This is a genomic window from Paraburkholderia sp. BR13444, assembly GCF_040948755.1.
Taxonomy (GTDB): Bacteria; Pseudomonadota; Gammaproteobacteria; order Burkholderiales; family Burkholderiaceae; genus Paraburkholderia; species Paraburkholderia youngii.
In genome coordinates this window covers 662733-677305 of record NZ_JBFPKM010000002.1, presented here as the reverse complement: position 1 = coordinate 677305, position 14573 = coordinate 662733, and the positions used below count along the sequence as shown (strand labels likewise).

At 67.5% G+C, this 14573-nt stretch carries 13 protein-coding genes; 3 read left to right on the top strand and 10 right to left on the bottom strand.

The annotated features are described in order from the left end of the window. Positions 1-106: 106 nt before the first annotated feature. Positions 107-412, top strand: coding sequence for a DUF2917 domain-containing protein (locus AB3X95_RS07480; RefSeq protein WP_176105221.1), 306 nt, complete (start codon positions 107-109; stop codon positions 410-412). A gap of 78 nt (positions 413-490) precedes the next feature. Here AB3X95_RS07480 and AB3X95_RS07475 read toward each other — a convergent pair whose 3' ends face one another. Further along, positions 491-1732 (bottom strand): citrate/2-methylcitrate synthase, encoded by a 1242-nt coding sequence (locus AB3X95_RS07475; protein ID WP_368596498.1) that lies wholly within the window; start codon positions 1730-1732, stop codon positions 491-493. 126 nt (positions 1733-1858) lie between these two features. On the opposite strand from AB3X95_RS07475, the gene AB3X95_RS07470 reads away from it, so the two are divergent. Beyond that, positions 1859-3268 carry a CoA transferase gene (locus AB3X95_RS07470; protein ID WP_176365707.1) on the top strand — a complete coding sequence of 470 codons (1410 nt, stop codon included), beginning with the start codon at positions 1859-1861 and terminating at the stop codon, positions 3266-3268. A gap of 73 nt (positions 3269-3341) precedes the next feature. Here AB3X95_RS07470 and AB3X95_RS07465 read toward each other — a convergent pair whose 3' ends face one another. After that, positions 3342-4088, bottom strand: coding sequence for a GntR family transcriptional regulator (locus tag AB3X95_RS07465; protein WP_013090333.1), 747 nt, complete (start codon positions 4086-4088; stop codon positions 3342-3344). A 196-nt stretch (positions 4089-4284) separates the two neighbouring features. Here AB3X95_RS07465 and AB3X95_RS07460 point away from each other — a divergent pair, with 196 nt between their 5' ends. After that, a complete protein-coding gene (locus tag AB3X95_RS07460; protein ID WP_176365687.1) occupies positions 4285-5130 on the top strand; it encodes an aldo/keto reductase in 846 nt (281 codons plus the stop codon). A gap of 93 nt (positions 5131-5223) precedes the next feature. Here AB3X95_RS07460 and AB3X95_RS07455 read toward each other — a convergent pair whose 3' ends face one another. The 8 genes from AB3X95_RS07455 to AB3X95_RS07420 form a co-directional block, all read right to left on the bottom strand. Then, on the bottom strand, positions 5224-5685 hold the full coding sequence (locus AB3X95_RS07455) for a Rap1a/Tai family immunity protein (RefSeq protein WP_176121687.1): 462 nt from the start codon (positions 5683-5685) through the stop codon (positions 5224-5226). Between the two features lie 328 nt (positions 5686-6013). Further along, positions 6014-6262 (bottom strand): hypothetical protein, encoded by a 249-nt coding sequence (locus tag AB3X95_RS07450; protein ID WP_368621006.1) that lies wholly within the window; start codon positions 6260-6262, stop codon positions 6014-6016. A gap of 405 nt (positions 6263-6667) precedes the next feature. After that, positions 6668-8857: an ABC transporter ATP-binding protein gene (locus tag AB3X95_RS07445; RefSeq protein ID WP_368621005.1), complete on the bottom strand. Its 2190-nt coding sequence runs from the start codon at positions 8855-8857 to the stop codon at positions 6668-6670. Next, entirely contained in the window at positions 8854-9768 is a 915-nt protein-coding gene (locus AB3X95_RS07440) for an ABC transporter permease (protein WP_368621004.1), read from the bottom strand. Before AB3X95_RS07440 ends, AB3X95_RS07445 begins: the two co-directional genes overlap by 4 nt. Then, the gene (locus AB3X95_RS07435) at positions 9765-10793 is read right to left on the bottom strand and encodes an ABC transporter permease (protein WP_368621003.1); all 1029 of its coding nucleotides are present in this window, start codon (positions 10791-10793) and stop codon (positions 9765-9767) included. The genes AB3X95_RS07440 and AB3X95_RS07435 overlap by 4 nt, the downstream gene beginning before the upstream one ends. Before the next feature lie 41 nt (positions 10794-10834). Continuing rightward, a complete protein-coding gene (locus AB3X95_RS07430; protein ID WP_176121682.1) occupies positions 10835-12508 on the bottom strand; it encodes an ABC transporter substrate-binding protein in 1674 nt (557 codons plus the stop codon). 288 nt (positions 12509-12796) lie between these two features. Further along, entirely contained in the window at positions 12797-13840 is a 1044-nt protein-coding gene (locus AB3X95_RS07425) for a HoxN/HupN/NixA family nickel/cobalt transporter (protein ID WP_176121681.1), read from the bottom strand. Between the two features lie 50 nt (positions 13841-13890). Then, positions 13891-14418 (bottom strand): cupin domain-containing protein, encoded by a 528-nt coding sequence (locus AB3X95_RS07420; RefSeq protein ID WP_176105232.1) that lies wholly within the window; start codon positions 14416-14418, stop codon positions 13891-13893. Positions 14419-14573 lie beyond the last annotated feature (155 nt).

The window sequence follows — 14573 nt, the reverse complement described above, 5'->3', positions numbered from 1 at the left end:
TTTTTAACTGAACAGTTCCGATGAAAGTGTTCGGAACTGTGCATGGGTTTCCGATCATCGCACGCCAATAATCGGTACAACAGAAAGTTCTTCGAGGAGAACGGCGATGCGAGAAGTGCGAGTTTTCGAACTGGAACATGGCGAGCCCGTCACGGCCTGGCGCGTTGCGCGCCCGTCGATTTTCAAGATGATCAGCGGCAAGGTCTGGCTGACCGTCGAGGGCGAGCATGAAGATCACTGGCTCGCGGCAGGGCAGTCGATCGAGTTGGCGCGCGGATCGGTGGCATGGATCAGCGCGGGGCGGGAGGGGGCGCGTTTCGCGCTGGCGAGTGGCTCGCAACGCAAGCTGCCGACGCTGCTACTCGGCTGGCCGGTCCCGGCTTGGCTGGCGCGTCGGCCGGGCGTGGTCTGATGCGGGGCGAACGGCGAGCCGCCGCTTTGCAGGTCCGACGTAGCGCCTAAGCAGACCGTAGCAGCCCGTAAGCAGGCCCTAAGCAGCCTCTCCCGCCTGATACTCCCCGATATACCGCGCTCGCGGCCGGATCAACCGGCCATCGCGCGTCTGCTCCATCGCGTGCGCGATCCAGCCGACCACCCGCCCGAGCGCAAAGAGCGTGAACGCGGCGCCAGTCGGCAAGCCGAGCACGCGCTCGAGCGCCGCAAGCGCGAAATCCACGGTCGGCTCGGCGCCGGTCGTGTCGCGCACCGCACGTGCAAGCTGCAGCACCTCGTTGAGCGGCGAGCGGGCCGGCGCGCAGTCGGCGAGCATCGTCAGCAACAACCGCGCGCGCGGATCGCCGTCCGGATAGAGCGGATGACCGAAGCCCGACAGCACCGGACCTTGCGCGCCGTGCTCGTGCCGCGCGAGGCGGTTCGCCAGATAGCGGTCCAGATCGGGCGAGCGCGACGCTTCATCGAGCAGGGCCGCAATGCGCACGGTTTCGCCGCCGTGACGCGGCCCGGAGAGCGCCGCGAGGCCTCCCGCGACCGCGCCGAACAAGTGCGTGCCCGTCGACGTGATGCAGCGGACCGTGAACGTCGACGCGTTCAGCTCGTGATCCGCGCACGCGACCAGCGCCGCGCGCAGCAGCCCGCTTTGCGGCCGGCTGCGCACCCGCCAGGCCGTCGCGATCTGCCGATGCAGCGGTTCGTTCGACGGCGCCGCCGGCAGCATCGCGGCGGCCAGCAGCCGCATCACGGCGCATGCGGTGTCCAGTTGGGCGTCGCGGCCGAGCGCCCACACGCGCGGCATCTGCGCGGCGGCGGCCGGCAGCAGCACGAGCGCGCGATCGAGCGGCGTGCTGTCACTCCACAGCTTGAGCCACGCGGCCCATTGCGCGGGGGCGAGCGGCACGGCGGGCGCATCGGCGATGCGCCGCGCGCTGCATTGCCACAGCAGCGCCGCGACGTCTTCGAGTGACGCACTGCGTGCAAGCTCGATCGCATCGTGCCCGCGATACAGCAGCCGACCGTCCGCGACCAGCGTGATCGACGATTCGAGCACCGGCACGCCCCAGTCGAGCACCTTCTGCGCGACCTTGCCCGCTCGCTTGCCGTCCGCCTTGCGACGCGCAAGGCGCCGCACCTCGGCGGCATCGTAGAGGCGATGCCTGCCTTGCGCATCCGGCGACGAGCCGAGCATGCCGCGGCTCACGTACGCGTACAGCGTCGGCAAGCTGACGCCGAGCGTCGCGGCCGCTTCGGCGGCGGTCAGATAAATCGGGGCTGACATGAAAGCGAGTGGAAACCGAAGAAATCAATATATATTGATTATCATAATCAAGATTGATTGCAGCAAGGCGCAAATTTAGACTCGTTGCACCTGCTTTCTGTGCGCGCGGTCAACGCGCCCGATGCCATGACACCTGAACTCGCCCTCAAGCACATCTGGACCCTCGCCGGCTGCGATCCGGTCGCGCTGCACGCCGTGTCGCTTGCCGGCGCGGACCCCGGCTTGCCTTCGGTCTATCGCGTCGGCAGCCTCGCGTCGTCGACCATCGCGGCGACGGGCCTCGCGGCCGCCGAATACTGGCACCTGCGCAGCGGACACAGGCAACGGGTGTCGGTGCAGATGCGTCGCGCGCTGGCGGCGTTTCGCAGCGAACGCTATCTGCGGATCGACGATGGGCCGCCGCCCGCGCTGCGCGATCCGGTCACTGGCTTCTACGAAACGGGCGACGGCCGCTGGATCCAGCTGCACACGAATTTTGCGCATCACTTGAAGGGCGTGCTCGACGTGCTCGGCTGCGACAACGGCCGGGAGTCGGTGGCGGCCGCGATTCGCGGCTGGGAGGGCGCGACGCTCGATCAAACGCTCGCCGACGCGGGCCTATGCGCCGCCTTGATTCGCACGCCCGACGAATGGGCCGCGCTCGAGCAGGCCAAAGCAATCGCGCGCTTGCCGCTGTTCGAGATCGAGCGCATCGGCGATGCGCCGGCCGAGCCGCCGCGCCACGCCGACGCCGACGCCGAACCGGGAGTCGATCGTCCGCTCGCGTGCGTGCGGGTGCTGGATCTGTCGCGGATCATCGCCGGACCGGTGGCCGGCCGCGCGCTCGCGCATCATGGCGCGGACGTGATGACGATCAACGGGCCGCATCTGCCGAACATCGCGCCGCTCGTGATCGACAACGGCCGCGGCAAGCGTTCGGCGCTCGTCGATCTGCGCGACGCCGCTGGCTGCGACACGTTGCGCGAACTCGCGCGCGATGCCGACGTGTTCCTGCAGGCCTATCGTCCGGGCGCGCTCGCGGCGCGCGGCTTCGGGCCGGACGAGCTGGCGCGCCTGCGGCCTGGCATCGTCTATGTGTCGGTGTGCGCGTACGGGTACACGGGGCCGTGGGCGCAGCGACGCGGCTTCGATAGCCTGGTGCAGTCGGCGAGCGGCATCGCGTGGACCGAGCGCGCGGCGGCGGATTCGGCCGAGCCGCGGCATCTGCCGTGTCAGGCGCTCGATCACGCGACCGGCTATCTGGCCGCGTTCGGCGCGATGGTCGCGCTCGCGCGGCGGGCACGCGAGGGTGGCAGCTGGCACGTGAAGGTGTCGCTTGCGCAGACCGGGCGCTGGCTGCAGTCGTTCGGGCTGCTGGCCGATGGACAGCAGGCGCCCGAGATGTCGCTCGACGATGTGCGCGACTGCGTCGCGAGCGTGCAATCGGAGTTTGGGTGCGTGCTGGGCGTTCAGCCCGCCGAAGAACTGGAACAGACGCCGGCGTTTTATGCGCTGCCGCCGGCGCGCATCGGCGCGCACGAAGCCCGGTGGACGTAACAGGGCAGCGTGCGCCGCATTGGAGTTTGAAGCGCGGCGCGCCCGGCTGCGGGACCATTCACCGAGCCGCAGCCTACTTCCTCAACTCCGCCACGAAGTCGTAGTAATCGTTGCGGCAGTACGTGTCCGTCAACTCGATCGCGCGCTGATCCGCCGTATAGCCCACGCGCGTGATCAACAGCAACGCCTCGTTCGGCGCGATGCTCATCTGCTGCGCGATCTCGTCGCTCGCGTTCACCGCGCGAAAGTGCTGCAACGCGCGCACGATCGTCAATCCGCGGTTCTCCAGATACGTGTACAGCGAGTCGCCGATTGCTTGCGGATCGGGAATCACCGCGGCCGGGAACGTCGAATTCTCGACCGCCATCACGATGCCGTCGGCGAGTCTCAGCCGCCGCAGCCGTGTGACCGCGGCGGCCGGCGACAGCCCCAACTGGATCACCTCGTCGCGATTGGCCGGCGAGATTTCCCGCGACAGCCACTTCGAACTCGGTGTGAAGCCGCGCCGCCGCAGCATTTCGCTGAAGCTCGACAGGCGCGACAACGGATCTTCATAGCGCGGCGTGATGAAGCTGCCCGCGCCCTGGGTGCGGCGAATCAAACCCTGCTCGACGAGCAGCGCGATCGCCTTACGCGAAGTGATGCGCGATACGCCGAGCGCCTCCGACAGCACCCGCTCGGAGGGGAGCGCCTCACCGGCGTTCCAGCGGTTTTCGTGGATCGCGCTGCCGAGCTTGCGGGCAAGTTGCAGATAGAGCGGCGTGTCGTTTTCCGGGTCCGGGCGCAGGTCGCGCCAGCGGTCTTCCGAGGCAGAGGTCATGGGGCTCACGCAAGATGGGCAAGCGGCAATTTTAAAACATCGGCGCGCCCCGTTATAGCGGGCTTTTGCCTGGCGCGCCGTCGTGAGGCCGCGGAGCCGCTAAACTCATCTCCAGGTTTTTCGTAGCATGCGTTGCGCGGTGAGGCCGCGCGCAATTGCATCGCATCCGGATCGAGCCACTTTCGAAGGAGTCAGCATGACGAGCGAAATCGTAAGCGTGAGCTTGCCGGGCGGCGAGTGCATTCCGGCGCTGGGGCAGGGCACGTGGGAGATGGGCGAGCGGCAAGCACGACGCGCGGCGGAAATCGATGCGCTGCGCTGCGGCATCGAACTCGGCATGACGCTGATCGACACCGCCGAAATGTACGGCGACGGCGCGACCGAGTCGCTGCTCGGCGAAGCGCTCGCCGGTTTGCGCGACAAGGTGTTTCTGGTCAGCAAGGTGTATCCGCACAACGCCAGCCGGCGCGGCGTGATCGCCGCGTGCGAGCAGAGCCTGAAGCGTCTGAAGACGGACCGGCTGGATTTGTATCTGCTGCACTGGCGTGGCTCGGTGCCGCTCGCGGACACCGTCGATGGCTTCGAGGCGCTGCGGCGCGCGGGCAAGATCCGTCATTGGGGCGTGAGCAACTTCGATACCGACGACATGGAAGAACTCGTCGCGACGCCAGGCGGTGACGCGTGCGCGACCAACCAGATTCTGTACAACGTGGCGCGGCGCGGGCCGGAGTTCGATCTGCTGCCATGGCTCGCCGCGCGCGGCATGCCGGCGATGGCATACAGCCCCGTCGATCATGCGCGGCTGCCGAAACGCTCGCCGCTCGACGACATCGCCGACGCGCGCGGCGTCTCCGTGTTTCAGGTGGCGCTCGCGTGGGTGCTGGGCAAGCCCAATGTGTGCGCGATTCCGAAGGCGGCGCGGGTCGAGCATGTGCGCGACAACTATCGCGCGTCGCAACTGGTGCTGGAAGCCGGCGAACTCGCCGCGCTCGACGCGTACTTCAAGCCGCCGCGCGGCAGGCGTGCGCTGGAGATGTTGTAAGCGCCGGCGCGGCCGCCGTCCATTGCGGAGCGGCGGCGCGCGAGGCTCTGAGCGAGGTGGGCGCGGATGACGCCGCGCGCGCCGACGCGGCGCTCAGGTGCAGGGGTGGTGCTGATGCACGGAGCCGAGCACGGCGACTTCGGCGGGGGTGTGCTGCAGTGCGTCGTCCGGTACCTGAGCGGCATCGGCGAGGAAGTCGTCGACGATCGACGACACCGGCACGTCGCGCAGACATAGCGACACGCGCTGGGTTTCGTTGGCGGGGAAGGTGGCGCGTTGAGCGAGGAACAGCACGCCGTATTGATAACCGTGGATGATGCCGCGGATCGCGCTGACGCATTGCCCTTGCGCGACGTTGTCGTGGCGCTGTTTGCAGTTCTGTACGAGCGAGTAGGCGGAGAAGCTCGGATCGACCGGTGGCGCCGCTTGCGACAGGGTTTGCGCCATTGGCTGCGCGGGGGTTTGCGCATTGGCGAGCGATGCGAGGCCCACGGTGGTAGCCATCAGCACGGCGGCTGCCGTGCGGGTCGCGGAGGGGGGAACACTTCTATGCATGTTGTGGGCCCTCATATCGAACGATGAATTTGATATGAGGCGGTCGTCTCGGATTGGTTCCATGACACTCACACGCAGGGGAGGTTGTGTCCCCGCCGCTCGCGGTGCGGTTCGCGCGACGATGCGAGGCGCGGCTCGCGCACTCTCCGGGCCATTCCGTCAGCGCGCGCCGCAGGCGGGCGGGCCGCTCCGACCGGCCTGCGGCGGTGACGCCCGACCGGGGGATCGGGACGCCACCGCCGTTGCCAGCGGATAGCGGACAGTATGCCGGGACATGTCGCCGGCGGGTAGGGCGCGGGGGCCCCCTACCCGGGGCAACGGGCGACGCCTAGTGCCCGTTCCCACCGCCGTTGCCACTGCCGCCGCTGCCGCCACCCTTGCCTCCGTGACCGCCGCCGAAGCCTCCGCCAAAGCCTCCGCCGAACCCGCCACCGAAGCCACCGCCAAAGCCACCACCCGGACCCCCGCTGAAGCCTCCGCAACTGCAACCGCCGCTCCCGCTGCCGCCGCTGCTTCCGCCACCAGCACCGCCACCGCCGCTACTGCCGCCTCCACCGCCGCTATTTCGGGTTTTCATCGCGCGTCTCCAGCTGCCAAAGCGGCGGCCGACCTATGCACGCGGGTCTTGTCGAACCCCGAGTCCGTCGTGTCGAAGTTGGCCGCGCGTCGCTGCCGTGCTGATCGCTTGATATCGCGTCATCGCATGGTGACGCTCGTCGTGCGGATGTGCGCGGCGTTGCGCGCCCGGTTTGGCTTCGAATCTCTGGCCGCAAATTTAGCGATATCCATGCCACGCGTCGCAGAGCCTTGAAGCGACGCGGGCGATCCCGGGATGTACGATGCGCACGCCGGAAAAACGCCTGAAAACGTTGCGACGATGAAACGCGCGGACACAAGAGCGTGTTCCGACGCGGGATTCGTCAAGGGGACGCTTTGCTTGGTGACGCCGCGTCACGCGACGTCGATGAAGTTCGAGTCGACGCTAGCTGGCGTTTTCCGACGCGTCGTCGGAAGAGGCGCCGTTCGTCGGGTCGCCCGCGTTGTCGTCGCGCCGCTCGCATTGCAGCTCGCGCAGTGTGGCGACCGGAATATGGCAGCGAATCCGGTGCGCGGAAGGCGAGTCGGCGCCGCCGCTGGCGTCGAGGAACGGCGGGTCCTGCTGTTCGCAGATCGCGCCGAGCTTGCGCGGACAGCGCGTATGAAACACGCAGCCCGACGGCATCGCGCCGGGCCCGGGCAACTCGCCCGTCAGATGGATGCGCGCACGTCGATGTTCCTCGCCGGACGCGCCTTCGCCCGGCAGCGTCGGCACGGCGGACAACAGCGCCTCGGTATAGGGATGCTGCGGTCCATTGAACACGGCCGCCGCCGGGCCGATTTCGAGGAGCCGGCCGAGATAGAGCACCGCGATGCGATCCGACACATAGCGCACAACGTGCAGATCGTGCGAGATGAACACGTAGCTGACGCCGCGCTCGCGCTGCAGATCGGCGAGCAGGTTCAGGATCGCGGCCTGCACCGACACGTCGAGCGACGAAGTCGGCTCATCGCACACGACGACGCGTGGTTCGCCGGCAAACGCGCGCGCAATCGCGACGCGCTGCTTGAGCCCACCCGATAGCTGGCGCGAACGTGCGTCGAGATAGCGCTCGGGCAGCCGCACGGCGTCCGTCAGCGTGCCGAGCCTTTCGTCGATCTGGGCTCCGCGCAGCGCGGTGAAGCGCGCGAGCGCACGACCGATCAGCCGCTTGACCGAATGCGCGCGATTGAGCGCCGAGTCCGGATTCTGGAACACGATCTGCAGCGACTTCAGCTGCTCGTCGCTGCGTCGCGTGACGCGCGCGGCGAGCGGTGCGCCGTCGAGTTCGAGCACGCCGCCGGCATCGGGTGCGAGCAAGCCGAGCATCAGCCGCGCGAGCGTCGTCTTGCCGCTGCCCGACTCGCCGACGAGGCCGAGCGTCTCGCCGCTCGCGAGTTCGAGCGACACGTCGTCGACCGCGCGCAACGGCGCACCGGATACGTGGAATGTTTTCGACAGGTTGCGAGCGCGCAGGACCGGCGCAGAGAACGCGCGCGCTGCCGCGTTGGATGATGCCGAGACCACCGGCGCGTCGCTCGATGCAGCCCGCGGCAACTCGATCGCGCGCTCGTGATAGTGGCAGCGCGCCATCTGATCGCCATGCGCAGCGCCGAGCCGATAGGGCGGCGGCGCGTCGCGGCGGCAGCGTTCGTCGGCGAGACGGCAGCGTTGCGCATAGATGCAGCCCTGCGTGACCGAGCCCGGCAGCGGCAGGCCGCCCGCGATCGTATCGAGCCGTTCGCGGTCCTTGCTGCGTCCGGCGCTCGGCAGGCAGCGCAGCAATCCGACCGTGTATGGATGACGCGGCCGCGCGAACACGTCCTGGGTCGCGCCTTCCTCGACCAGCTTGCCCGCGTACAGCACGCCGATGCGTTCGCACATGCGGCCGATCACCGCGAGGTTGTGGCTGATGAACAGCACCGCGGTGCCGAACTCCTCGCGCAACTGCGCGACGAGGTCGAGCACTTCCGCTTCGACGGTCGCGTCGAGGCCGGTGGTCGGTTCGTCGAGAATCAGCAGCGCGGGGTTCGACGCGAGCGCCATCGCGATCACGACGCGCTGCTGCATGCCGCCCGACAACTGATGCGGATAGCTGTCCATAACGCGTTCGGGCGCCGCGATACGCACGCGCTGCAACATCTCGAGCGTGCGATGCAACGCTTCGTCGCGTGCGACGCCGGCCGCCTCGAATGCTTCGGATATCTGGCGGGCAATCGTCAGCGACGGGTTGAGCGCGCGCCCAGGGTCCTGATAGACCATCGAGACGGTCGTCGCCCGCATGCTGCGCAGCGCATCGGCGCCGAGCTTCTGCACGTCCGCGCCGGCGATCACGATCTTGCCGGCCTTCACCTTGCCGTTGCGTGGCAGGTATCGCAGCGTCGCCATCGCGACGGTCGACTTGCCACAGCCCGATTCGCCGACAAGCCCATACGCCTCGCCGCGCCGCACGCGAAACGACACGTCCTGCAGCACTTCGCGATCGCGTCCGCGAATCCGGTAGGTGACCGTCAGGCCGACCACGGTCAGCGCATCGGTGCGATCGCTCTTCGACACGTCGAACGCGGCGAACGAGGAGGGCGGCGCGCCGTTCATCGGTCGAGCACTCCCTGCACGCTGTCGGCGATCAGATTGACGCCGACCACCAGCGACGCGATCGCGCCCGCCGCGAACACGACGGTCCACCACGCGCCGCCCGCCATCAGCGTGTACGACTCGGACAGCGCGAGCCCCCAGTCGGCCGACGGCGGCTGGATGCCGAAGCCGAGAAACGACAGCGTCGCGACCGCGAAGATCGCATAGCCGAGCCGCACCGTTGCTTCGACGACGATCGGCGGAAGCACATTGGGCAGGATCTCCACGAACATGATGTACGGGGCGCGCTCGCCGCGCAGCTGCGCGGCGGCCACGTAGTCGAGATGGCGCTCGGCGAATACGGCGGCGCGCACGGTGCGCGCGGTGATCGGCGTGAAGGTGAGACCGATCACGAGAATCACCGTGAGATTCGATGCGCCGACCGCGGCGAGCGCGAGCAGCGCGATGATCACGAGCGGCAGCGCGAGCGCCGCGTCGATCACGCGGCCGATCACGTCGTCGACCCACCCGTCGAAGTAGCCGACCAGCAGGCCGAGCGCGGTGCCCGCCGCGGTGCCGAGCAGCGTCGCGAGCGGCGCGATGGTCAGGATGTCGCGCGCGCCGACGATCACGCGTGAGAATACGTCGCGGCCGAGCTGATCGGTGCCGAACCAGTGCGTGCGATCGGGCGGTGTAAGCGAATTGAGCGGATCGGACGCGTACGGATCGAGATGCACGAACCAGGGCCCGGCGATCGCGCAGACGATCCACCACGCGACGATCAGCGCGCCCACGATGAAGGTCGGCGAACTCAGAAGCAGCAGGAGGCGCGGGAAGCGTGGCTCGGCGGGCGCGCGTGGCGTGGCTCCCGGCGCGCCCGGCGCGGGTGAGCCTGGTGGCGTCGAAGAAGCCGGCGGCACGGTCGTATTCATTCGGCGGTCCTCACCCGCAGCCGCGGATTGAGCAGCACGTGCAGCGCATCGGCGACCAGATTCGCGAGCGTATAGACGACGCCGATCGTCAGCACGCCCGCTTCGAGCATCGGAAAGTCCTTCGCCTTGGCGGCGTTGTAGATCAGCGAGCCGATCCCCTGGTAGCGGAACAGCGTTTCGACCACCACGAGTCCGCCGATCATGTAGCCGAGCTGGGTGGCGGCGACGGTGATCGTCGGCAGCAGCGCATTGCGCAGCACGTGCCGCCAGATCACGACGTGGCGCGGCAGGCCCTTGAGGATCGCGGTGCGCGTGTAGTCGGCGTCGAGCGCTTCGACGGTGCCCGCGCGCGCCATCCGCGCGATATAGCCGAAGAATACGAAGACGAGCGGCAGCACCGGCAGCACCAGATGCCGCAGCTGTTCGAGCACGCTTGCATCGGGCGGAAACGAGGCCTCGATCGGCAGCCAGCGCAGCCACACGCCGAACACGAGGATCAGCACGATCGACGACACGAACTCCGGCACCACGGTCGCCGACAAACCGGCAATGCTGATCGTGCGATCGAGCCAGCGCCCCGCATGCATCGCAGACCACACGCCGCCCGCAATGCCGAGCGGCACGACGACGATGAACGCGAAGAGGCCGAGCTTCGCCGAATGCGCTAGCGCATCGGCGATGAACGGCCCGACCGGTTCGCGATACGCGTACGACAGCCCCATGTCGCCGCGCACGAAATGCGTGATCCAGTCGATGTACTGCGTGAGCAGCGGCCGGTCGGCGCCGAGCTGATGATTGAGCGCGGCGACCGCGCGCGCATCGGCGAGCGGCCCGAGCACCGCGCGGCCGATATCGCCGGGCAGCAACTGGCCGCCCGCGAACACGATCAGCGACAGGAGCCACAGCGTGATCAGCGACAGACCCGCGCGCGTCGCCAGAAAACGCGCGATGCGGCCCGCGTTGCCGTTCGTCGCGCGCGGCAAACGCGATGGATTCGAGGCGGGAGAGGGCGCCGGAGCCGACATCGTGAGTTCTCCTGCGAAAGGTGCGTTGAGCAGCGCGGTACTTACGCGCTCAGCGTCGCGCGATCGAAATACAGCTGCGCGAGCGCGGTGAAGCGCACGCCGTTCACCCCCTTGCGCATCGCGATCAGCTGATCGTAGAAGAACGGGATGATCAGCGGCGTTTCGTCGAGCAGCAGCGTCTGGATCTGTCCGGAGAGTTTCTTCTGCGTGGCGAGGTCGATCGCCGCGACGAACTGCGCGACCAGTTGATCGTATTGCGGATTCTTGAAGTGCGCAGCATTCCACGTGCCGTTGCTCGTGAGCGTCGCGTTGAGGAACACGTTCGGCACGCCGCGATGACCGTAGTCGGTGATGCCGAGCGGCGAGTCGAGCCAGTCGGATTTGCCCGGCGTGCCCGCGCCGTAGTACAGCGACTGGCTCTCGACCTTCAGGTTGATGCGCACGCCGATCGCCTTCGCGGCGTTCTGCACGACGACCGCGAGGTCGGGGATCTCCATGTATTTTTCGGTGGTCAGCGTGACATCGAAACCGTTCGGCACGCCGGCTTGCGCGAGCAGTTGCTTCGCCTTCGCGACATCGATCTTGCGTTGCGGCACGCCTGCGTCCGACGACGGAAACACCGGCGCGAACGGGCTGTCGTTGCCGAGTTGCGCGCGACCCTTGAAGAGACCACGCACGAGCACGTCGCGATCGAGCGACAGCGCGAGCGCCTGGCGCACGCGTTTGTCCTTGAAGAGCGGGCTGTCGTTGCGCATATGGATCTGCCGATGCGCGCTCGACTTCACGCCCACTGCCTTGTAGTCTGGATTGTTCAGAATGGCCGCGCCGCCCTGCACGGTGAAGGTGCCCATCACGTCGGCCTGGTGGCCTTGCAGCGCGAGCAGTTGCGCCTGTTCGTCCGCATAGAACGAAAACTGTACCCGTTGGGGTAACGCTTTGTCGCCCCAGTAGTCGGGATTGCGCACGAACGATGCGCCGACCTTCGGCTGATATTTTTCGAGTTTGAACGGGCCGGTGCCGATGAAGCTCTTTTCGTAGTTGCCCGCGAAGTTCGCGGGCAGGATCACCGCGTTGTAATTATCCGAGGAAACGTAGTAGGGGAAATTGCCGATCGGCGCGTCGAGATGAAACTCGACCGTGTGTTCGTCGACGACCTTCGCACCGCCTTTCGACAGCACGCCCTTCAATACCGACAACGCGGCCGAGCCGCTCGCGGGATCGGCGAGACGGTCGAAGGTGGCGACCACGTCTTTCGCGCCGAAGCTCTGGCCGTCGTGGAATTTCACGTTGGGGCGCAGCCTGAACGTCCACACGTCGCCCTTGTCGTTCGGCTTCCACGACAGCGCGAGCGCGGGTTTGAGCATCAGCTTCTCGCCGTCGTCGTCGATCAGGAATTCGCCGGTCTGGTTTAGCAGCGCGAGGCTCGCGGCGTCGGTGACCGTCAGCGGATCGACGGCGCCCGCCGGCGTCAGATGCGCGACGCGGATCGTCTGGTTCGACGGGGCCGGCGCACCTTGCGCCCTCGCTCGCGGCGCGCCGAGCAAGCCGCCGCCCGCGACTGAAAGACCGATCACGCTCGCGTAGCGCAGCAGTTCGCGGCGCGTGATGCGGCCGGCGAGGAATTCGTCGAGGGCGTGGTTGCCGTAGGCGTCGGCGGTGAGGCGGGCTGTGTTTAGTGCGTCAGATGCGAGAAGTCGGTCCGCTGGCGTTTTCATCGATGGCGTGTCCAGTCCGTTCTGTTGCCGGTTCCGAAGCGTCGCGCGAGCGGCGCGACAGCGCGAGAAAAGCCGTCTCAGTGTAAGCGATTGCTCGCGGCTCTGGCGCGCCGGCGGCGCACCGCGCCAGCCGATCGGGCGATAAACGGCGCGCGGTGTGTCGTCGTCGCAACGCTTGCGCGATGCATGCTTGCGAGCGGTGCGCGCCGTAGCGGACAGAACGACGGCATCGCGCTGGAATCCTTACCGATCGCCTCGCATGGGTCGAGTGAGTTATACCGGAACGAGTCATTTGGGCGCCGCGCTTGTTGCCGCGCCTGTCGCCGCGGTTGGCCGTCTCCAGCGATGAAACAGCACCGAGCCGATCCAGCACGCCATGAAGGCCGCGACGATCGCATAGCCGAGCGCGCCAAAGTGATCGTTGATGCGGGCGATCGCATCCAACACCCCGCCGCTCCAGCCGAAGCGGTCCGACAGTAGTCCCAACGCCTCGATGCCGCCGATCACGATCGCGACCACCGCCGACACGAACGTGATGCTCGCGTTGTAGTACAGCTTGCGCTTCGGGTCATCCATCGCCCAGCCGTATGCGTGCACCATCAGCACGTTATCGGTCGAATCGACGAGCGTCATGCCGGCCGTGAAGAGCGCGGGGAACACGAGGATCGAGTAGAGCGGCAGACCGGTGCTCGCCTGCGACGCTGCGATCGCGAGCAGGCCGATCTCGGTCGCGGTATCGAAGCCGAGGCCGAACAGCACGCCGACCGGGTACATGTGCCAGCTTCTGGTCACCAGCCGGAACAGCGGCCGTAACGCACGCGACAGCAGCCCGGCTGGGGCGAGCGAATCGGTTGACGCGGTCGCCACGGCGCCATCGTGTTGCGCGTGCCGGTAGCGACGCCACACATCGCGCAGGATCACGAGATTGACCGCCGCGAGCACCAGCAGGAACGTCGCCGAAACCAGCGTGCCGAGCGTGCCGCCGAGTTCCTTGAGGCTCTCGAAGCGCCCGTGCAGCGAATGCGTGGTCCACGCGATGCCGATCGTCGCCGCGATCACGATGGTCGAGTGTCCGAGCGAAAACGCGAGCCCGATGCCGAGCGGCCGCTTGCCTGTTTGCATCAGCTTGCGCGTGACCGCGTCGATCGCCGCGATGTGGTCGGCGTCAACCGCATGACGCAGACCGAAGCCATACGCGAGCAGCGCGGTGCCGAGCAGCAGCGGGTAGTGGCGAAATGCGATCAGCGCCCACAGCCAAGTGCCGAGGTTGGCGGCGATCAGCGCCGCGTAGAGCGTGACGAGGCGACGGCGCAGAGAAGCGGTAGGCGTCATGTGGCGCGGGCGGATCAGTCAGCAGGTGAGTGAGCAGGCAAATGAGCGACTCAGTGATCGTGCGGATGCTTGTGGATCGGATCGACCCAGTAGACCGTTTCCGGCTGCTCGACAGCATCGATGTTCAGATTGACGACGACCGCTTCGTTGTCGCTGCGTACGAGCACGCATTCGAGCGGCTCGTCGGTGCTCGCGTTGATCTCCTGATGCGGCACGTAGGGCGGCACGAAGATGAAGTCGCCAGGACCGGCCTCGGCGGTGAATTCCAGATGCTCGCCCCAGCGCATGCGCGCCTGGCCGCGCACCACGTAGATCACGCTTTCGAGCGCGCCGTGATGATGCGCGCCGGTCTTCGCGTTCGGATGGATCGTCACGGTGCCGGCCCAGATCTTCTGCGCGCCGACGCGCGCCGCGTTGATCGCAGCCGCGCGGTTCATGCCCGGCGTTTGCGCGGTGTTGGTATCGAGCTGATCGCCGCGGATGACCTTCACGCCGTGCTCGCGCCAGTCGATCTGCCCGCCGGTTTCGGCGGTCTCGTGCTCGGCCCGGTAATGCGGATGTTCGTGATCCTGGCTCATCGTGTCCCCTCCTTGGCTTGCTTGCCGCGTACCTGTTCGACATTCTGGCACGTTCAATAAACGGCTGCGTGGCGTGATGATGGCAAGGGCGCCACGAAAAAAAGCCCGCTCACAAGGAGCGGGCTTCGACTCAAGACACTCGGCGGTGCCGCGTC

What these genes read in the sequence shown, in the direction of transcription:
- AB3X95_RS07425 (WP_176121681.1), bottom strand. Translation starts at nt 13,840, where the DNA reads ATGACGCCTACCGCTTCTCTGCGCCGTCGCCTCGTCACGCTCTACGCG.
- AB3X95_RS07445 (WP_368621005.1), bottom strand. Translation starts at nt 8,857, where the DNA reads ATGAACGGCGCGCCGCCCTCCTCGTTCGCCGCGTTCGACGTGTCGAAG.
- AB3X95_RS07460 (WP_176365687.1), top strand. Translation starts at nt 4,285, where the DNA reads ATGACGAGCGAAATCGTAAGCGTGAGCTTGCCGGGCGGCGAGTGCATT.
- AB3X95_RS07480 (WP_176105221.1), top strand. Translation starts at nt 107, where the DNA reads ATGCGAGAAGTGCGAGTTTTCGAACTGGAACATGGCGAGCCCGTCACG.
- AB3X95_RS07450 (WP_368621006.1), bottom strand. Translation starts at nt 6,262, where the DNA reads ATGAAAACCCGAAATAGCGGCGGTGGAGGCGGCAGTAGCGGCGGTGGC.
- AB3X95_RS07440 (WP_368621004.1), bottom strand. Translation starts at nt 9,768, where the DNA reads ATGAATACGACCGTGCCGCCGGCTTCTTCGACGCCACCAGGCTCACCC.
- AB3X95_RS07435 (WP_368621003.1), bottom strand. Translation starts at nt 10,793, where the DNA reads ATGTCGGCTCCGGCGCCCTCTCCCGCCTCGAATCCATCGCGTTTGCCG.
- AB3X95_RS07470 (WP_176365707.1), top strand. Translation starts at nt 1,859, where the DNA reads ATGACACCTGAACTCGCCCTCAAGCACATCTGGACCCTCGCCGGCTGC.
- AB3X95_RS07465 (WP_013090333.1), bottom strand. Translation starts at nt 4,088, where the DNA reads ATGACCTCTGCCTCGGAAGACCGCTGGCGCGACCTGCGCCCGGACCCG.
- AB3X95_RS07420 (WP_176105232.1), bottom strand. Translation starts at nt 14,418, where the DNA reads ATGAGCCAGGATCACGAACATCCGCATTACCGGGCCGAGCACGAGACC.
- AB3X95_RS07455 (WP_176121687.1), bottom strand. Translation starts at nt 5,685, where the DNA reads ATGCATAGAAGTGTTCCCCCCTCCGCGACCCGCACGGCAGCCGCCGTG.
- AB3X95_RS07430 (WP_176121682.1), bottom strand. Translation starts at nt 12,508, where the DNA reads ATGAAAACGCCAGCGGACCGACTTCTCGCATCTGACGCACTAAACACA.
- AB3X95_RS07475 (WP_368596498.1), bottom strand. Translation starts at nt 1,732, where the DNA reads ATGTCAGCCCCGATTTATCTGACCGCCGCCGAAGCGGCCGCGACGCTC.